The organism is Erwinia magellanica, assembly GCF_039023495.1.
GTDB lineage: Bacteria > Pseudomonadota > Gammaproteobacteria > Enterobacterales > Enterobacteriaceae > Erwinia.
On the sequence record NZ_JBCHVC010000005.1, the window covers coordinates 85,013 to 104,788 of the forward strand.

At 55.5% G+C, this 19,776-nt stretch carries 16 protein-coding genes; 7 read left to right on the forward strand and 9 right to left on the reverse strand.

What is annotated here, in order from left to right; translation table 11 throughout:
- Positions 1–40: 40 nt before the first annotated feature.
- The 3 genes from AAH450_RS17300 to AAH450_RS17310 all read right to left on the reverse strand — a co-directional run bounded on the left by AAH450_RS17300 (position 41) and on the right by AAH450_RS17310 (position 3,492).
- Positions 41–2,035 (reverse strand): BCCT family transporter, encoded by a 1,995-nt coding sequence (locus AAH450_RS17300; RefSeq protein ID WP_342911546.1) that lies wholly within the window; start codon positions 2,033–2,035, stop codon positions 41–43.
- Positions 2,036–2,568: 533 nt separating this feature from the next.
- Positions 2,569–2,877: a putative quinol monooxygenase gene (locus AAH450_RS17305; protein WP_342911323.1), complete on the reverse strand. Its 309-nt coding sequence runs from the start codon at positions 2,875–2,877 to the stop codon at positions 2,569–2,571.
- Positions 2,878–2,910: 33 nt separating this feature from the next.
- Entirely contained in the window at positions 2,911–3,492 is a 582-nt protein-coding gene (locus AAH450_RS17310; protein ID WP_342911324.1) for an NAD(P)H-dependent oxidoreductase, read from the reverse strand.
- Positions 3,493–3,645: 153 nt separating this feature from the next.
- On the opposite strand from AAH450_RS17310, the gene AAH450_RS17315 reads away from it, so the two are divergent.
- From AAH450_RS17315 to ftsP, 4 genes are all read left to right on the forward strand, one after another.
- On the forward strand, positions 3,646–4,413 hold the full coding sequence (locus AAH450_RS17315; protein WP_318789467.1) for a transporter substrate-binding domain-containing protein: 768 nt from the start codon (positions 3,646–3,648) through the stop codon (positions 4,411–4,413).
- 209 nt (positions 4,414–4,622) lie between these two features.
- Positions 4,623–6,896 (forward strand): DNA topoisomerase IV subunit A, encoded by a 2,274-nt coding sequence (parC, locus tag AAH450_RS17320; RefSeq protein WP_342911325.1) that lies wholly within the window; start codon positions 4,623–4,625, stop codon positions 6,894–6,896.
- A 176-nt stretch (positions 6,897–7,072) separates the two neighbouring features.
- The gene (locus AAH450_RS17325) at positions 7,073–7,810 is read left to right on the forward strand and encodes a 1-acylglycerol-3-phosphate O-acyltransferase (protein ID WP_342911326.1); all 738 of its coding nucleotides are present in this window, start codon (positions 7,073–7,075) and stop codon (positions 7,808–7,810) included.
- A gap of 102 nt (positions 7,811–7,912) precedes the next feature.
- On the forward strand, positions 7,913–9,331 hold the full coding sequence (gene ftsP, locus AAH450_RS17330) for a cell division protein FtsP (protein WP_342911327.1): 1,419 nt from the start codon (positions 7,913–7,915) through the stop codon (positions 9,329–9,331).
- Between the two features lie 94 nt (positions 9,332–9,425).
- Here ftsP and dkgA read toward each other — a convergent pair whose 3' ends face one another.
- The gene (gene dkgA, locus AAH450_RS17335; RefSeq protein WP_342911328.1) at positions 9,426–10,250 is read right to left on the reverse strand and encodes a 2,5-didehydrogluconate reductase DkgA; all 825 of its coding nucleotides are present in this window, start codon (positions 10,248–10,250) and stop codon (positions 9,426–9,428) included.
- A 252-nt stretch (positions 10,251–10,502) separates the two neighbouring features.
- On the opposite strand from dkgA, the gene AAH450_RS17340 reads away from it, so the two are divergent.
- A complete protein-coding gene (locus AAH450_RS17340) occupies positions 10,503–11,396 on the forward strand; it encodes an AraC family transcriptional regulator (protein WP_342911329.1) in 894 nt (297 codons plus the stop codon).
- A gap of 27 nt (positions 11,397–11,423) precedes the next feature.
- Here AAH450_RS17340 and AAH450_RS17345 read toward each other — a convergent pair whose 3' ends face one another.
- A complete protein-coding gene (locus AAH450_RS17345; protein ID WP_342911330.1) occupies positions 11,424–12,080 on the reverse strand; it encodes a DedA family protein in 657 nt (218 codons plus the stop codon).
- 98 nt (positions 12,081–12,178) lie between these two features.
- A complete protein-coding gene (metC, locus tag AAH450_RS17350; RefSeq protein ID WP_342911331.1) occupies positions 12,179–13,378 on the reverse strand; it encodes a cystathionine beta-lyase in 1,200 nt (399 codons plus the stop codon).
- Positions 13,379–13,625: 247 nt separating this feature from the next.
- Here metC and exbB point away from each other — a divergent pair, with 247 nt between their 5' ends.
- Both exbB and exbD read left to right on the forward strand, forming a co-directional pair.
- Positions 13,626–14,354: a tol-pal system-associated acyl-CoA thioesterase gene (gene exbB / locus AAH450_RS17355; RefSeq protein WP_342911332.1), complete on the forward strand. Its 729-nt coding sequence runs from the start codon at positions 13,626–13,628 to the stop codon at positions 14,352–14,354.
- Between the two features lie 5 nt (positions 14,355–14,359).
- Entirely contained in the window at positions 14,360–14,782 is a 423-nt protein-coding gene (gene exbD / locus AAH450_RS17360) for a TonB system transport protein ExbD (RefSeq protein ID WP_342911333.1), read from the forward strand.
- 51 nt (positions 14,783–14,833) lie between these two features.
- Here the strand turns inward: exbD and tcuC are convergent, their stop codons facing one another.
- From tcuC to AAH450_RS17375, 3 genes are all read right to left on the reverse strand, one after another.
- Entirely contained in the window at positions 14,834–16,153 is a 1,320-nt protein-coding gene (tcuC, locus tag AAH450_RS17365; RefSeq protein ID WP_342911334.1) for an MFS transporter, read from the reverse strand.
- Positions 16,154–16,366: 213 nt separating this feature from the next.
- Positions 16,367–17,353 (reverse strand): Csu type fimbrial protein, encoded by a 987-nt coding sequence (locus AAH450_RS17370; protein WP_342911335.1) that lies wholly within the window; start codon positions 17,351–17,353, stop codon positions 16,367–16,369.
- Positions 17,350–19,773 (reverse strand): fimbria/pilus outer membrane usher protein, encoded by a 2,424-nt coding sequence (locus AAH450_RS17375; RefSeq protein WP_342911336.1) that lies wholly within the window; start codon positions 19,771–19,773, stop codon positions 17,350–17,352. The genes AAH450_RS17370 and AAH450_RS17375 overlap by 4 nt, the downstream gene beginning before the upstream one ends.
- Positions 19,774–19,776 lie beyond the last annotated feature (3 nt).

Below are 19,776 nucleotides of genomic sequence, written 5' to 3' on the forward strand. Positions count from 1 at the left end.
CGGCAGCGAAATGTCGCCCGTTTCCGGGCGACAGATAACATTACCGTACCAGATGCAGGAAGTGCAGATGCTTCTCGTACTGATCAAGAATGTCGTGAATAATCTGTTCCTGCGTCCAGCTCATCACGTCATAATCCTGGCCACCCTCTTTCAGATGGATCTCGGCCCGATAATACTTGTGCTCTTCATCGCGCTCTTCATCTTTCAGTCCCACCAGGGCGAAAGCGGGCTGAATGTAAGCCCTTAACCGGACTTCATAAACAAAGTTCAGGTCATCGCCTAAATCGACCTCAAACCGCATCCGGTTATCATGAGAGTCATCAATTGAAGAGCGGGTATTTTGCTTAGCCAGCTCCGCTTCTACCATCACCATAGCGGGTTGAATCACCTCGCCCATAAAGCGTTTCACCTGCGAACGCTTCGGGAAGTAGGCGATATTACGCAACCGGCGTTGCCAGGAAATAGGGTTCCGTGAAGCCGTTGGCGCGATAGTTGTCATCTGCTGGCTGTCACGTTTGTAGGCATCCACCCTCAGAGCCTTTAATAACCCATATATCGATACCAGCAGGATCATTGAGAAGGGCAGGGCACTGGCAATCGTCACCGTTTGCAGGGCTTTCAGGCCACCAGCCAGCAGCAGAGCAATGGCGACTACGCCCATCATGGCAGCCCAGAAAATACGCTGCCATAGTGGCGTCTTGTCTGTCCCGCCGGAAGCCAGCGTATCCACCACCATGGCGCCCGAGTCAGCGGAAGTCACAAAGAACACTACCACCATTGCCATGGCGATAAAGGAGAGCACGTTGCCGAAGGGGAAATGCTCAAGGAAATTAAACAACGCCAGCGCGACATCATTTTGCACCGTATCAGCCAAATCGCGCGCGCCTTCCGCCACAATCAGATGGATAGCGCTGTTACCAAAGAAGGTCATCCAGAGCAGCGTGAAGCCGGCAGGCACAAACAGCACGCCAGTTACAAACTCACGAATGGTACGCCCACGCGATACGCGAGCAATGAACATCCCGACAAACGGCGACCACGAAAGCCACCATCCCCAGTAGAGCAAGGTCCAGCCACCCAGCCACTGGGTTGACTTTGGCTCGTAGGCATAGAGATTAAACGTCTTGCTGACAATTTCCGAAAGGTAGCCACCCGTATTTTCCACAAAGGATTTCAACAGCAGCACGGTCGGGCCGAGCGCGCCGACCAACACCAGCAGTAAAACAGCCAGTCCCAGATTCAGCTCAGAAAGGATGCGAATGCCTTTATCCAGGCCGGAAACCACGGAAAGCGTCGCCAGACCGGTGATCACCACAATCAGGATCACCTGCACCGTCATGCTAACAGGCAAACCAAAGAGATGGTTCAGCCCGGCGTTGACCTGTAAGACGCCATAGCCCAGCGAAGTGGCGACGCCAAACACAGTACCAATGACGGCAAAAATATCCACAGCGTGCCCAATCGGGCCATAGATCCTGTCACCGATGATCGGATAGAGCGCTGAGCGCAACGTCAGCGGTAAGCCGTGACGGTAGCTGAAGAAGGCGAGAATCAGCGCCACGATAGCGTAAATAGCCCAGGCATGCAGTCCCCAGTGGAAAAAGGTCAGCCGCATGGCCTCTTTCGCGGCCTCTATGGTTTCAGGGGTGCCAACCGGGGGAGAAAGATAGTGCATCACCGGTTCGGAAACGCCAAAGAACATCAGCCCGATGCCCATCCCTGCGGAGAAGAGCATGGCGAACCACGAAACATAGCTGAAGTCGGGTTCAGCATGATCCGGCCCCAGCTTGATATTCCCGTAACGGGAGAGACCAAGATAGCTCACGCTGAGCAGGATCAGCGCCACAGCCAGAATATAGAACCAGCTGGCATTGGTAAAAATGCTCTGTTGAAGGGCTTCAAATTTACTGTTTGCCAGTTCCGGGAACAGCGCCGCGAAGGCGACCAGCAGAATAATCAGCGCCGCAGAAATAAAAAAAACGGGTGGGTTAATTTGGCTCTTGCGAGCCGGTTTTTCAATGCCTTGTTGGCTCATCATTTCGCTCTCATCCCACAGTGAAAATAAGCACGCTAACAATTTTAAAAAGAGTAGTCAGCGAAAAAGAGCGATAATTCTACAACAGAACAAAATGGATCCGGGGAGCAGAAGGCGTATTTACATTTACTTACAGAGCGCGAACCTTTTGTCTGGAGAAAAACCATTAAAATACAATGTGTTGAGTTGTTATGCGGGCAGGGTCATTTAATCACGACTATTTATTATCAGCGCAAAAAAGTTCAGCATGATAATTAACCTTGAGGTCAATAAGGTTATTTTATGTTGACAGATTAGTCACTCTGAATTGATCGTTTTTCGCCCTGCGGCAAAGTAGTGGCTTAAAAAAAAGGATTTAACTCGGGCTAAAAATTCAAGGCGGAATATAACTATTAATGGTGTCTGATTCCTCTTACAGCCAATTCACTTAAAAAATTAAATAATCAACAGGCCAGGGATGGCGGCATAAACGGTACATATCCAACGTATTTTTAAAACGCAGACAGGGCGGCATCGCTGCCGCCCTGTGAGGCTTATTTTGCCGGTTCCAGCACAAAAATCTTCACCTCCACCACATCCTCTTTGATGTTGGTGCGATGCGCTTCCATATGTGCAGCCTGCTGATGCTGCTCAAGATGGCGCAGAGAATCCCAGTGCTCAACCATAAAGATAGAGTCGGGTGAGTTTTGCTTCCACGGCACCTGAGCCTGATGATCAAGCAGCGCCTGGTAGCTGCCGCAACCCTCCTCCTGCAACACCGTTGGTGTCACTTTCTCAATTGCCTGCATAACGGCCGAACGGCGGCCGGGCTTAACGCAAATTTCAGCGATCACGGTGAGCATACTTGTTCCTTAACAGGGTTGTGGTCTGATTAGTTAAGCAAAGATTTCGCTCAGATGTGTCCGATAGCGTGCGATATCGGCAGGAATATCAGGCTGCTTGATCACATCGTTACAGATAAAGGTCGGTAAACCTTCCATGCCCAGAAACTGGTTAGCCTTATGGAAGTGCAGATAAAGACCATCCACGCCAACGCCTTCAAAAAACTGTTCCGGATCGGTAAAGGCCTGTAATGGCGCGTTCCAGGTCAGGGAAAGCATATATTTTTTGCCCTGAAGCAGGCCGCCGGAGCCATATTTTTTGGCGGCGTCCGAACGGGTACGTCCATCGCTGGCGTACAGAGAACCATGCCCTTCAGTAAACACTTCATCAATGTATTTTTTCAGGATCCATGGCTCGCCCATCCACCAGCCCGGCATCTGATAAATCACGGTATCCGCGTCAAGATACTTCTGCACTTCATCTGCCACCACATAGCCATCGTCAACGACGGTGATATCAACCTGATGGCCCGCATCACGTAAAAAAGAGGCGGCAACGTCTGTTAACGTATGGTTCAGTTCTCCTTTGGAGTGGGCAAACGCTTTTCCGGCATCAATGATAAAAATCTTGCTCATACTCTGTACTCTCCAGTTCATGAAATTAATGCCAGTCTACGCGCGAGTGCCGCGCATAAAAATGTGCTATTGATCACAACACTTTTGCTTTCTGCGCAATAATAGGGCGGCAAAGGGTAGGATTTGTCCTCTTTAACCATGAGACCAACAACAATGATAAAAACAGGGATTGCCGCCTTACTGCTGGTGGCGGGCGGCGCCAGCGCTCAGTCACATCTGGACCGGGTGCTGCAAAGCAAAGTGCTGACGGTATGCACCACGGGCGACTACAAGCCTTATACCTTTCTGCGCGCGGATGGACAGTACGAAGGCATCGACGTGGCAATGGCGCAGTCGTTAGCGAAAACGCTGGGGGCAGAGGTGAAGTGGGTGCCAACCACGTGGAAAACGCTAACGCCAGATTTCCTGGCCAAGCAGTGCGATATCGCCCTCGGCGGCGTTTCGGTCACCCTGAAGCGTCAGCAGACCGCCTGGTTCGCCACGCCGCTCGGCACAGATGGAAAAATACCGCTGGTTCGCTGCGCCGATAAGGCGAAATACCGCACCCTTGAGCAGCTCAACAAACCTTCGGTGCGGCTGATTGAACCGGCAGGCGGCACCAACGAGGCATTTGTGCACAGCCACTTGCCGCAGGCTAACCTGACGCTGTTCCAGGATAACGTCACCATCTTCCAGCAGTTAGTGGATAACAAGGCCGACGTAATGATCACCGACGCCTCTGAAGCGCTGTTCCAGCAGAAGCATTACCCGAAGCTGTGCGCGGTGAACCCAGAGCAGCCGATGCAGTACGGCGAGAAAGCCTACATGCTGCCGCGTGACGACCTGAGCTGGAAGCTCTATGTTGACCAGTGGCTGCATCTGAGCAACGCCACCGGCGAGTATCAGCAGGTTGTCAGCCAGTGGCTGGCCGTCACCAGATAATCAGCAGCAGAGGCGAGACGGAACCGCTTTCTGCCGTTAGCGGGCATCAGGCAAATAGTCCGCGCAGGCGGAGGATCTTTCTGCTCCGCCTGAATCGCCTTTCCCACCACACTACCCTGTGACAGCACCCGCCCTGATAAGGTACTATCCTCGCCAAACGACCCCGATGTGGCGCGATGGATGCGCCGCGATGTGAGGAATAAAGAGTAATGAGTGACCTGACGCAGGATGGTGCAGAGCGTCGTGCCCTGCATAAGTTTACGGAAGAGGCCTACCTCAACTATTCCATGTACGTCATCATGGACCGCGCGCTGCCCTATATCGGTGACGGCTTAAAACCCGTGCAGCGCCGTATTGTCTATGCCATGTCGGAACTGGGACTGAACAACAGCGCTAAATTCAAGAAATCTGCCCGTACCGTGGGTGACGTGCTGGGTAAATACCATCCTCACGGCGACAGTGCCTGCTACGAAGCGATGGTGCTGATGGCTCAGCCTTTCTCCTATCGTTATCCGCTGGTGGATGGCCAGGGGAACTGGGGCGCACCGGACGATCCTAAATCGTTTGCGGCGATGCGTTATACGGAATCCCGCCTCTCTAAATATGCGGAAGTGCTGCTGGGCGAACTGGGTCAGGGCACCGTTGACTATATTCCCAACTTCGACGGCACGATGCAGGAGCCGAAGATGCTGCCTGCGCGCCTGCCGAACATTCTGCTGAATGGCACCACCGGTATTGCGGTGGGAATGGCAACGGATATTCCGCCGCACAACCTGCGTGAAGTGGCAAAAGCCGCTATCAAACTGATTGATTCGCCAAAGACCACGCTGGATGAGCTGCTGGATATCGTTCAGGGGCCAGATTATCCCACCGAGGCGGAGATCATCACGCCGCGCAACGAAATTCGTAAAATTTACCAGAGCGGACGCGGCTCCGTGCGCATGCGTGCGGTGTGGAAGCGGGAAGATGGCGATGTGGTGATCACCGCGCTGCCGCATCAGGTTTCTGGCGCCCGCGTGCTGGAGCAGATAGCCGCGCAGATGCGCAACAAAAAGCTGCCGATGGTGGAAGATCTGCGCGATGAGTCAAACCACGAAAACCCGACGCGGCTGGTGATTGTGCCGCGCTCCAGCCGCGTGGATATGGACCAGGTGATGAACCACCTGTTCGCCACCACCGATCTGGAAAAAAGCTACCGCATCAACCTTAATATGATCGGCCTGGATAACCGCCCGGCAGTGAAAAACCTGCTGGAGATCCTCAGCGAGTGGTTAGTCTATCGCCGTGATACGGTACGCCGCCGTTTGCAGCATCGTCTGGATAAGGTGCTGCGTCGCCTGCATATCCTTGAAGGTTTGCTGGTCGCGTTTCTGAACATTGACGATGTGATCCATATCATTCGCACCGAGGATGAGCCGAAGCCGGTACTGATGTCCCGTTTTGAGCTTAGCGAAACCCAGGCAGAAGCGATCCTTGAACTGAAATTACGTCACCTTGCCAAACTGGAAGAGATGAAAATTCGCGGCGAGCAGGATGAGCTGGCGAAAGAGCGTGATAACTTGCAGGGCATTCTGGCTTCAGAGCGCAAAATGAATACGTTGCTGAAGAAAGAGTTGCAGGCAGACAGCGACACCTATGGCGATGACCGCCGTTCACCGTTGCGTGAACGTGAAGAGGCGAAAGCGATCAGCGAGAGCGAGCTGGTGCCTTCTGAGCCGGTAACTATCGTGCTGTCGCAAATGGGCTGGGTGCGCAGCGCCAAAGGGCACGACATTGACCCTAATGGCCTGAGTTACAAAGCGGGCGACAGCTTCCGTGCGGCTGCCAGAGGCAAAAGCAATCAGCCGGTGGCGTTTATCGACTCCACCGGACGCAGCTATACGCTGGATCCGCTGACGCTGCCTTCGGCAAGAGGGCAGGGCGAGCCGCTGACCGGCAAGCTGACGCCGCCGCCGGGTGCCGTTATGGAGCAGGTGCTGATGGAGGCGGACGACCAGAAATTGTTGATGGCCTCCGATGCGGGTTACGGATTCGTCTGTACCTTTAGCGACCTGGTCTCCCGTAACCGCGCGGGTAAAGCGCTGCTCAGCCTGCCGCAGAACGCCAAAGTGCTGACGCCGATGGCGATCTACCATGATGACGATATGCTGCTGGCGATCACCGCTGCGGGCCGGATGCTGATGTTCCCGGTGGGGGATTTGCCGCAGCTCTCCAAAGGCAAAGGCAACAAGATTATCTCGATCCCATCTGCCCAGGCGGCCTCTGGCGAGGATGCGCTGGTTTGGCTGCTGCTGCTCTCTCCGCAGACTTCCGTCACGCTGCACGTTGGCAAACGTAAGCTGACGCTTAAGCCGGAAGAGTTGCAGAAATTCCGTGCCGAGCGGGGACGCCGCGGTACGCTGTTGCCACGTGGCCTACAGCGTATCGATCGGGTTGAGGTTGACGGCCCGGCCAGGCCTTCAGCGGGTGAGAGCGAAGCGTAACGACAGGCCAGCCGCTACAGAGGCTGGCTAACCCTGTGACAGGCAGTTGTTTCGCTAATTCAGGTATACTTTAACGGTTATCCGGGGACTGGGCCGCAGTCCTGCCTCCGGTCAGGTTGTCGACTGCTCAGCAAACGACGGCCTGCAAAGAGTCTGAAAGCCATAACGAGGAAGTGATGCTCGCAATTATACGTTTTTTTATCGTGGTGATTTATTCCATCCTGGTGTGTGTGTTCGGCTGCATTTATTGTCTTTTCAGCCCGCGTAATCCCCGCCATGTGGCCACCTTTGGCCACCTTTTTGGTAAGTTGTCGACCGTGTTTGGTTTGAAGGTAGAGCTGCGTCGGCCTGAAGGGGCAGATAACTACCCCAACGCTATCTACATCGCCAATCACCAGAATAATTACGACATGATTACCGCAGCCAAAATTGTTCAGCCCACCACGGTAACCGTGGGCAAGAAAACCCTGCTGTGGGTGCCCTTTTTTGGTTTGCTCTACTGGCTGACCGGCAACTTACTGATAGACCGGGATAACCGCGCAAAAGCGCACGGCACCATTGGCGAACTGGTTGAACAGTTCAAAAAGAAGAAGATCTCGTTCCTGATGTTTCCTGAAGGGACACGCAGTCGTGGCCGGGGCCTGTTGCCGTTCAAAACCGGCGCTTTTCATGCCGCTATGGCAGCCGGCGTGCCGATCATTCCTATCGTAGTCTCTAATACGCATGACAAAATAAAACTTAACCGTTTTAACAATGGTCATGTGATTATTGAAATGCTGCCGCCGATCGATACGGCAGCATTTGCCGATCAGTCGGTGCGTAAGCTGGCTACCCATTGTCGTGAATTAATGATGGCGAAGCTGGAAGCGCTCAACGCAGAAGTGGCCGAACGCGAAGCGGCAGATAAAAAATAGTATTCGCCGGTGGTCTGACCGGCAAAACCAGCACTCCTTACAATCATAAAAAAATGGATAGCAGTCCGGCAACCGGGCTGCGTTTTACCTTACGGAGTTTTTATGTCATTCAGTCGACGTCAGTTTCTTCAGGCTTCGGGGATCGCGCTTTGCGCGGGGTCATTGCCGATTGATGCGCTTGCCGCCGGGCCGGGTATCCCCTTGCCGGTTCCGCCGCTGGTGGAGTCACGACGTGGACAGCCTATTTTTCTGACGTTGCAGCGCAGCCACTGGTCCTTCACCGGCGAAGGCAATAAAGCGCAGGTCTGGGGCATTAACGGCCTCTATTTAGGGCCTACGGTGCGGGTCTGGAGCGGCGATGACGTGAAGCTGATTTACAGCAACCGGCTGAACGAACCCGTGGCGATGACCATCAGCGGCCTTCAGGTTCCGGGGGCGCTCTCCGGCGGTGCGCCAAGAATGATGTCGCCAGGGGTGGACTGGTCACCCGTGCTGCCCATCCGTCAGGCGGCGGCAACCTGCTGGTATCATGCCAACACGCCAAACCGCATGGGGCCGCATGTCTATAATGGGCTGGCGGGGATGTGGATGGTAGAAGATGAAGTCAGCAAGGCGCTGCCGGTGCCCAATCATTACGGGGTGGATGACTTCCCGTTGATTATTCAGGACAAACGTCTCGATAATTTCGGCGCGCCGCAGTATGACCCGCCCGGCAGCGGTGGCTTTGTAGGGGATACGCTGTTGGTGAACGGTGTGCAAAACCCGTTTGTTGAAGTTTCGCGTGGCTGGGTGCGCCTGCGCCTGCTTAATGCCTCTAACTCGCGCCGTTATCAGCTGCAAATGAGCGACAACCGTCCCTTTAACGTTATCGCCAGCGATCAGGGCTTCTTACCCGCCCCGGTCGCGGTGAATCAGCTCTCGCTGGCACCGGGCGAACGGCGGGAAATTCTGGTGGATATGAGTCAGGGCGATGAAGTCTCTATCACCGCAGGGATGGCGGCAGGGATTGTCGATCGTCTGCGCGGCCTGTTTGAGCCTTCCAGCATTCTTACCTCTACCCTGATCCTGACGCTTCGTCCCACCGGGCTGCTGCCGCTGGTGACCGATAATCTGCCGATGCGTTTGCTGGCAGATCAGGTCATTGATGGCAGTATCAGCCGGACGCGTGAATTCAGTCTGGGCGACTCGTTGCCGGGGATTAATGGCGCGCTGTGGGACATGGAACGCATCGACATCCAGGCGCAGCAGGGCACTTATGAACGCTGGATAATTCATGCCGATCTGCCGCAATCCTTCCATATTCAGGGCGTGATGTTCCTGATCAAGAATGTGAACGGCGCGCAGCCGATGGCGGAAGATCGTGGCTGGAAAGATACTGTCTGGGTGGATGGCACGGTGGAGCTGTTTGTCTCCTTTACGCAATCTTCTGCCGACCATTTCCCCTTTATCTATTTCAGTCAGACGCTGGAGATGGCCGATCGCGGCTCTGTGGGGCAGCTGCTGGTTCAGCCTGCACTCTGAGGAGGGACGGGTATGAAGAGACGCGAGAAAGAGAGTCAGCTTCTCTGATAAGAAGCTGAGAGAAGGGGCAGACAGCCTGCCCCTGAAAGAGAGATCAGTTCAGCTCTTCCGGATTCGGCCCCAGACGGTTACCTTTGTCCAGCGAGGCAATATCGCTGATTTCCGGTTTTTCCAGACGGAAGTCAAACACCTTGAAGTTCTCTTCAATACGCGATGGCGTGACCGATTTCGGGATCACTATCAGTCCGCTGTCCAGATGCCAGCGAATCACGATCTGGGCTGGGGTTTTGCCATATTTTTTGGCCAGGTTTTTAATGATCTCCTGATCAAATACCCCTTTTCCGCCCTGCGCCAGCGGGCTCCAGGATTCAGTCTGGATCTGATGCATGGCATTCCACGCATGCAGCGTACGCTGCTGGAACATGGGATGAAGCTCAATCTGATTGATTACCGGACTGACGCCCGTCTCATCCAGCAGACGCTTAAGATGGGATTCCTGGAAATTACAGACGCCGATGCTTTTGGTCAGCCCCTGTTTTTGCAGTTCAATCATCCCTTTCCAGGCTTCAACAAAGTTATCTTTTGCCGGACATGGCCAGTGCATCAGGTAGAGATCCACACTCTCCAGCTGCAATTTTTTCAGGCTGGTCTCCATCGCCTGCTCTGCATTAAGCTGATCGTCATTCCACAGCTTAGTGGTAACAAAAATGTCATCGCGGGCGACATCCGTTTCCTGCAACGCCTGACCAATACCTTCTTCGTTTTTATAAATCGCGGCGGTATCAATAGAGCGATAGCCTACCTCCAGCGCTTTCACTGCGGCTTTACGCGCGTCATCAACGGTGGCCTGCCAGACGCCAAGCCCAAGCTGCGGCATCATGTTGCCATCGTGGAGTTTGATTATTGGTTGATCTGCCATGATATCTCCTTTGCAACGAATGAACCGGCACCTCTGTACCGGTTAGTGAAACTAAGTCTAGTTGAGATTGCCGTACAGCCTGGAAAATCTTGTCAGTAGAGGAGGGGAACGGCACTGCCATTCTGGCTTTCGCCATTGCTAAAGTTCGCCCGCCCGCCCGCTACGTGCTTGCCCAAACCTCCAGAACACTGGAGAATAGTGGCCTGATTCGGCAGGATAATATTCAGAAACTTCTGAGTGGGAGAAGAGAACATGGATCGCAACGCACTTTGTACGCAGCTGGCCAGGCAGGTGGTGCATATGGTGACCTCCGGGGCTTCGCCTCTCGCCTCTCTGCCAGACGTTCGTCTGATTTATGCCGATCGGCCCAGCGGACGCACGCCTGTTCTCTACTCATCCGGCATCGTAATCCTGTTTCAGGGACACAAAACCGGCTATCTGGGAAACCATGTGTTCAACTACGATGCCACGGAATATCTGATGCTCACCGTGCCGCTCGCCGTGGAGTGTGAAACCTTTGCCACGCCGGAAGCGCCGCTGGCGGGGATCCTGCTCAATGTCGATCCGGTAAAGCTACAGGATTTACTGATCGATATCGGTGACGACGAGAGCTTCCATCCGCAGCCGCAAACGCGGGGGATCCACTCCTCGCCGCTGACGGAAGAGATGCTCTGCGCGGCGGAGCGGCTGCTGGATGTGCTGGCGAACCCGCGGGATGCGCGCGTGCTGGGGCCGCAAATTGTACGGGAGATGCTTTACCATGTGCTGATGGGGCCTTGCGGCGGCGCGCTGATGGCGTTAGTCAGTCGGCATACGCAGTTCAGCCAGATAGCCCGTGCGCTGCGGCGTATTGAGCATCACTATACGGATAACCTGAGCGTTGACCTGCTGGCCGCCGAGGTCAACATGAGTGTCTCTGCGTTCCACCATAACTTTAAGGCTGTCACCAGTACCTCGCCGTTGCAGTATCTGAAAAGTTACCGGCTGCACCAGGCACGCATGCTGATGCTGCACGAAGGGTTAAAAGCCAGCGCGGCGGCGATGCGGGTAGGTTATGAGAGCGCTTCGCAGTTCTCGCGGGAATTTAAGCGCTATTTTGGCGTTACGCCGGGTGAAGAGGCGATGCGGATGCGTCAGTCGGGATAGTTATCAGGCCGGACAATCCGGCCTGTTTTATGCCGATTTTTTGCGCCTGAAAACCAGCAGCAGGCTGCCAAAGAGTCCGGCGCAGAGCAGCACCAGCGGCAGGATCATCAAAATGGCCATCACCTGATCTTCATGGCGTTTAATAAAGGGCACCTGGCTGATGGCATAGCCCAGCGAGACCAGAATGCCGACCCACAGGGCGCCACTCAGCCAGTTGAACAGCTGAAAACGGCCATTCTTGAGGCCAGAAATCCCCGCCATGGTAGGCAGAATAGTGCGGACAAAGGCGAGAAAACGGCCAACGAGCAGCGCCATTAACCCGTGGCGGTGGAACAGATTCCAGGCGCGCTGGTGGTACTGCGCCGGAAGGTGCATCAGCCAGCTTTTTACCAGGCGGGTATTGCCCAGCCAGCGGCCCTGCAAATAGCTCAGCCAGCAGCCCAGGCTTGCTGCCAGCGTCAGAATGAGCAGAGTCGGAATAAACTCCATCACCCCTTTTGCAATCATCGCCCCCGCCAGCAGCAACAGGCTGTCGCCAGGCAGAAACGAGGCTGGCAGCAGGCCATTTTCCAGCAGCAGAGTAGTGAACATGATCCCATAGACAATCCAAATGACATCCGGATTGGCCAGCGCCGCAAAATCCTGATGCCACAGCGCCTGAACAATCTCGTGCAATACACCCATTTCATTTCCTGTTTACTGCGGTTATCTGTCGATTGTACGCGCAAAAATCCCGCCACACCTTGATCGCAGGCGCGGATGCCGCGCCGTTGAACTTCTGTTTAGCTTATCTGACCGGCAAGGCGATCAAAGCCTGCGGCCAGATCCTCAAGTAAATCGTCGACGTTTTCCAGGCCAATATGCAAACGTACCAGCGTACCGGTGAACGCCACCCCCGTTGCTGGCCGGATTGCCGCCAGTTCTTCTGGCTGATTGGCCAGAATTAATGACTCATAGCCGCCCCAGGAGTAGGCCATGCTGAAATGCTCAAAGTGGTCGAGATAGTCAGCCAGCTGCCTGTCGGTCAGCCGCGCCTTCAGGACAAAAGAGAACAGGCCGCTGCTGCCGGTAAAATCCCGTTGCCAGAAAGCATGCCCTTTACATTGCGGCAGAGCAGGGTGGTTAACTACGGCCACTTCCGGGCGGTCGGCCAGCCAGTTTGCCACTTTAATGCTGCTCTCTTCATGCTGACGAAGACGGACCGCCAGCGTTCTCAGCCCCCTGCTGGCCATATAGGCAGTATCCGCATCGACCATCTGCCCCATCAGATAGGAGTTTTCACGCAGTTGCGGCCAGCAGCGCTCGTTGGCGACCGCTGTACCAATCATCGCATCTGAGTGGCCAATCAGATATTTGGTGCCAGCCTGAATGGAGATATCGATGCCAAACTCCAGTGCACGGAACAGGATCCCCGCCGCCCAGGTGTTATCGATCATGATCACGGCATCTGGAGCTTTGCTGCGAACGGCGGCCACGATCGCCGGGATATCCTGCACCTCCATAGTGATGGAAGCGGGGGACTCCAGGAACACGACGCGAGTAGTGGGCTGCACCAGTTCGGCAATTTCCGCCCCCAGGCAATGATCGAACCAGGTGGTTGAGACGTTCATTTTGCTGAGGATTTTAGTACAAAAATCCTGAGTTGGCTCATAGACAGAGCCAGCCATCAGCACGTTGTCGCCCGCCGAGACGAAAGCCAGGATTGCATTGGCTACCGCTGCCGCGCCACAGGGATAAAGAGCACAGCCTGCGCCGCCTTCCAGTTCCGTCATCGCTTCCTGTAGGGAAAAGTGCGTCAGGGTGCCCCGGCGACCATAAAAAAGCTCGCCATCGGCACGGCCAGCCGTGCAGCGTTTTTTCTCTGCCACGCTGTCAAACACCAGCGAAGAGGCACGCTGGATCACGCTGTTTACGGATCCCTGGGTGTAACGTTTACTGCGCCCGGCGGCAATCAGCGCCGTTTCAATTTTTTTACTGGTCATCAGAAAGCTCTGTCTGCAAATAGCGGGATTTTCTTAACGTTAACACGCCAGGCGCCAGCGGGACATTGCGGGAAGGAGAGAGTGAGAAAGATTCCGTAAAAAGCGCCCTGGAATGCGGTAAATCAGTAAATGTGCAAAAAATGTTACCCGGAAAGTAAATAGTAATGATAACCACTATCAATTCAGCACTGATTTGGTATGATCCGCACTGGTTTTTTTTACCCGTTAATGACGTTGGAGACAGAGCGTGACCAATAATTTGATGCAGACGGATCTCTCCGTCTGGGGCATGTACCAGCATGCGGACATCGTAGTAAAAGTGGTGATGATCGGTTTGCTGCTGGCGTCGGTCGTGACCTGGGCAATCTTCTTCAGCAAAAGCGCTGAACTGAGCGCGGCTAAGCGCCGCCTCAAGCGCGAGCAGCAGGCGCTGGCTGGCGCTCGCTCGCTGAAAGAAGCGGCTGAAACCTGTGCCACCTTTAAGGCCAACAGCCTGACCACCCGGCTGTTACAGGAAGCGGAAAACGAGCTGGAGCTTTCTGCCGGCTCAGATGACAATGACGGCATCAAAGAGCGTACCTCTTTCCGTCTTGAGCGTCGTGTTGCCTTCTTCAGCCGTCATGCTGGCCGCGGTAACGGATTCCTGGCGACCATTGGCGCCATCGCGCCGTTTGTCGGGCTGTTTGGTACGGTCTGGGGCATCATGAACAGCTTTATCGGTATTGCACAGACGCAGACCACTAACCTGGCCGTTGTGGCGCCGGGCATCGCCGAGGCGCTTCTCGCGACGGCTATTGGTCTGATTGCGGCTATCCCTGCGGTGGTTATCTACAATATCTTTGCCCGTATGATCGGCAACTACAAAGCTTCCATGGGCGATGTCGCGGCTCAGATTATGCTGCTGCAAAGCCGCGATCTGGACCTGGCTGCCGGCGGCGCGCAACGTGCGCCAGCACAGAAACTGCGGGTAGGATAAGCACCATGGCTATGCGATTTAATGAAGATCTTGAAAGCAACGGCGAAATGCATGAGATCAACGTCACGCCGTTTATTGACGTGATGCTGGTGCTGCTGATTATCTTTATGGTCGCCGCGCCGCTGGCTACCGTTGACGTTCGCGTTAACCTGCCTGCCTCTTCCAGCGCCCCTCAGCCGCGCCCTGAAAAGCCGGTCTATCTCTCTATCAAAGCGGACAAGCAGCTCTTCATTGGTAACAATGCGGTGACGCCAGAAACGCTGGTAGAGACGCTGAATGGGCAGACGGAAGGGAAAAAGGAGACCACCATTTTCTTCCAGGCCGATAAGTCAGTGGATTACGAAACGCTGATGGGCGTGATGGATAAGCTGCGTCAGGCGGGCTATCTGAAGATTGGACTGATGGGAATGGAAACCGCCGGGAAGTAATTCTCGTCTGTTGAAGAAGGGGCCGGTATGCAGATACCGGCCCCTTTTTTATTACATCTGCACTGCCGTAGCACCGCTCTGTTTGGTCTGATACTGCTGGATCAGGCGTTTGATGATCATCGTGCCAATCAGACCGCATACGGCGGCAAAGGTCAGCCAGACACCGGGCATCGCTTTATCCCCCGTGGCGTGGATCAGATAGCTGGAAATCGCTGGCGTAAAGCCGCCGAACAGCGCCGTCGCCAGACTGTAAGCCAGGGAAAAACCGGTAGCCCGGACTTCAGCTGGCATCACCTCCGCCAGATAGACCACCATCGCGCCGTTGTAGCTGGCGTAGAGGAAGGAGAGCCACAGCTCAGCTTCCAGCAGGTGCGAAAAGGTTGGGGAACCTACCAGCCAGTGCAGTACCGGCCAGGCGGTGGCAATCATCAGCAAAGTAAAGAGGATCAGAAGCGGACGGCGACCAAAGCGATCTGACATTGCGCCCATCACCGGCAGCCAGAACAGATTAGAAATCCCTACGCATAGCGTGACGAAGAAACTCTGCTTGTCGCTCATCATCAGTACGGTTTTACCAAAGGTAGGCGTGAACGCGGTGATCATATAGAACATCACCGTGGTGGTGACGACCATCAGCATACCTGCCAGCACCAGCGCCCAGTTGCTGGCAACAGAACGGACAATCTCTCTCATAGAGGGATGGATTTTACGCTGGCTGAACGCTTCCGTCTCTTCCAGCATGCTGCGGATCCAGAACAGGAAGGGCACGATCAGACAGCCGATCACAAACGGAATACGCCAGCCCCATTCGGTGACCTGATCTTTTGCCAGCAGATGGTTCAACGCCAGCCCCAGCAGGGCGGCAAAAATCACCGCAACTTGCTGGCTGCCGGACTGCCAGCTGACAAAAAAGCCTTTGCGGTTCTCTGGCGCAATCTCAGCGAGATAGACCGACACGCCACCGAGTTCGACGCCAGCAGAGAAGCCCTGGAGCAAGCGGCCCAGCAGGATCAGGATGGGTGCAGCGGCTCCCAGCGTGGCATAGCCAGGCACCAGCGCAATAGTTAACGTACCCATGGCCATCAAACCCAGCGTCAACAGCAATCCTTTACGGCGACCATGATGGTCAATGTAAGCGCCGAGCACGATGGCACCGAGAGGCCGCATCAGGAAGCCGGCACCAAACGTCATCAGCGTCAGCATCAGCGAGGCAAAAGGGTCATCGCCGGGGAAGAAGGTTTTGGCGATGGCGGTAGCGTAGTAGCCAAATACCATGAAATCGAACATCTCCAGGAAGTTACCGCTGGTTACGTTGAAGATGGTTCTGGCAGAGCTTTGTGGTTTCTTTTGTGGCGTGGAGGGAAAAGTCACGGCAGTTCATCCTTTAGGGTTTTCTCCCGTTTTAGCCTGCCGTCAGGGGTTTTAATGTGATGCCGATCACTCTTAAGCCTGAGATGCGGATACCTATTCGTAACAAATAATTAACAATATGATTGGATGGCTGCACTCAGCCACCAGCAATAAACGGGGTTCCGCAGGGCTGTGCTGAGCAGAAAGAGGTCAGGCCCCTTTCTGCCGGGCTGGTTAAAACGAGAGATCCACAACCACGCTGTCGCTGTAGCTGCCTGCCACGGGCGTGCTCTGCGTGGTGAGTATTTGCGCCGTGTAGTTAAACGTGCGCGTCAGGCCATCCGTACTGATGCTGTTAGCGCCGCTACTGGAGGCTCTCTCTGTGCCGGTGGGACCCCAGCGGGAGGTGGTGGCGCTTTTATAGATCTCATAGGCCAGCAGGTTGCTGCCGCTGGCCATATAGCGCTGCGCGCCTACCGCGTGGCTGCCGTTGCTTATCCCTACGGTGTAGGTGCTGCCTTTGGTGCAGATAACATTAATGGATTGCGAAACGGTATTAAAGCTGCTGACCAGCGGTGCGCTGCCAAAGCTGATATTGGGGGCGGTGATAGTGGTGCAGTCGTTAGTAACGATAAGCGTGGTGGTGATGGGAACCGTGCCAGACCCTGACTGTTGACTCCCCAACAAACATAATCCTAACGCGCCGATGCCCGTACAGATGTTGTAGTTCACCAGAATATTCAGCGTGACGGTATAAGTTCCGGCGGCCACAACCTGACCGGGAACCGTTCTGAGATAGAGGGGAATAGAGAAGTTTTGCCCTCCGCCCAGCCCTAAAAGATTAAGTAATTGCGCCTTGCTGTAGGTTGTGGCCGTGCCGCCAACCGACAGCTCGTTGCTGCATGCAGTATTAGTACAAACCTGTACCGGGATCGCGTCCGTGCCGGTACTGATAATCTTCAGCGTGCCCCGCGTTCCGCTGAAGAACGTGGCGCTTGCCAGCTGGAGCCTGACATAATCTGTCGAGAGCAGGGAAAGCACGCTGCCCGCGCCGCAGTTCACCAGCACGTTGGCGGTAGTGGCGCTGGCGCTGGTGTTAATGGCAAAGGAGCTTGCGGTGCCAAAATTTGCCGTCGCGGAGGGGAGCGTACAGGCCGCCCGACCCGGCAAGGTAAAGGCCATTAATAGCAGCAACAGCAGGCCGGAGAGCAATTTTTTCATGGTGGCGTTCCTGAAGAGGGATCGGGAGAGAGAGAACAGGTCAGGGGACCGTAAGTTTCCAGCGATTTCGGGCGTCCACCGGGCACGGTCAGCGCCGCCTCACAGTGGCGGCCATCCGGCGTTTCAGCCCTGAACGGATTCTGGCTGGAGAGATTTTCCATCCAGGCCAGACCATCCCAGCCGACATATTCGGTCGCCTGACCCTCACGGATTATCTGCGTGGAGACCGGCAGCGGCTGACCGTTCTGATCGTGCAGGATCACGCTGGCGGCACGCAGAGGCTCCACCGGGAAGTGCAGCAGATAGCCACTGTCGCGCTTAACCGCAAAGCGCTGCTCAACGTGGGAGGTGGTCATATCGGCAGGCAGATCCAGCGTATCGATATCATATTTGGCCGGATACCAGGAGCTGATGCCGGGCACCAGCAGATAGCCCTTATCATCCGTATGGCCCATCAGCTGGTTTTCATAGCGAACTTTTATATTGGGGTAATCCGTTTTCACCAGCACGAAGGCGTCGGTGACCTGATTAGCCGCAAACAGGCTGCCATCCATCAGCACCACCGAGCCGGTAATATCGGCCCATTCGGTACTGTATTCATCGTCGCCATAAAAGCCCGCCGAGGTTTCGATATTATTATTCCGCCAGCTCAGGCTGCCCTGACGATAATCGCTGCCACTGCTCTGATTCGCCCAGGAGGCATCCCAGGCCAGCCCGCCCTGAGAAGGCATCGCGCGGGAAGCCGTGATGCGTTGGGACGTGCCGCCCTGCTGATCCCGCTCCAGGCTGACGCTGGCGGTGCCCAGATCGCTGAAGGGGATCAGTAACGAAATAGCTCCTGACCATTCGCCCTGCTGCTGGTCACGGCTGGCGGAGAGATAGAGGCTGCTGTTGCCCCACAGGTTTTTGCTCCAGGAGAGATTCCACAGCTGCGTGCGGTCGCCGGTGCCGCTGGTAATATCGATAAAGGCCGCGCCGAGGCTGCCGTACTGATTCAGTGAGAGGCTGGCGCTGTACTGGGCGCTGCGACGGCTTAGCGTATATTCCGTTCCGGCCACGCCGCTGTTCCTGTCGCCATACAGCGCCAGATTACCGAACCCTGCGGAGCGCACGATATGCTGCGTGCCGACGCTGAAGCGACTGTTGTTATACTGATAGCCCCAGCTGTACTGGTTGCCATGCTCGCCCTGCATCTGGCTTTGCGTTAAAGCTGCATTAATGACCCCCAGCGAGCCGATGCGTAACTGGCCTCCGGCTCCCCCCAGCGCCAGCGACTCTGCCCCTTCGGCATGACTCTCCAGCGTCAGCCAGTCATTCAGGCCATAACGATAAGAGCCGCTGACCGCCCCCGCGCCATAGTCAAAATTCTTTAAGCCATAATTTTCACGCAGGGCGCCCGCCGAAAAAGAGAAGTCAGAGAGGCCTGGCTTGAGGAGTTCGCTGGATACGTAAAACGGCAACGTGGTGGAAACCCGACGGCCTACGGCATCCGTCGTGACCACCACCGCATTGCCCGCACCGTTAACAAAAGGCATATTGGTCAGCGACCAGGGGCCAGGCTGAACGCTGTTGGTGCTGTTTTTGTAGCCATTGACGAACAGGTCTACGGTGGAGGGCACCGCCGCCTGCCCGGAAAATGAGGGCAGGGGATAGGTGATCAGATCGGGGCGTATTGAAAAGTCCCGCCCAATCCGGACTCCGCCCAGCCTGACGCTGTTACTCCAGGAGAGCGAGTCGGTGGTCAGGTCTCCCACCCGCCAGCTCAGGGAGTGGTTCTCGTTCTGATTGCTCCACCAGGTGTCATAACGCAGATACCCCTCATCCTGAGCGCCGGGCGTACCGGAAAGCTGCTCCTGATAAACCCCATTAGTGGCAAACTGCCCCTGGTTGCCAAACAGGCGGAATTCGTTCCAGGCGGAAAGCCGCGTGCCGCTGGCGGAGGTATGGCTGGTATAGAGATCGTAATTGAGCAGCGCGCCAGGCGTGGTTCTGCCGGGATAGCGTGGGCCATTACTCTCTTTGCTGGTCAGCGTCTGTTTTGGCAGCCAGGCTGGCGGTACGGTCAGCAAAATACGTTGCCGGCTCTGATCATACACGGCCTTTACCTCCGCCATCGTGGAGACATCCATCATTGATGAGGTGATTCTGGCAGTGGGGATCCCGGCGCGTTGCAGATCGCCCGCCCGCAGCAGATAGTGGTTGTCCCGAAACTCAACCGGCACCACCTGCCCGCTATCCTGGTCGTTCACCACTAACCCCAGCATATACTGCTGCTGCTGTTGTCCCGGCGTATTCTGTTGCGGTGGCGGCGGTAAAGAGGAATAGGTTTCCGCGCTGCCTGTCACAGGGAGCAGGCAGCTTAAAACGCCGGTAACAGCCAGGGAGCAGCGTCCAACAGACGCAAAGCTTCGCCTGCTCATGGC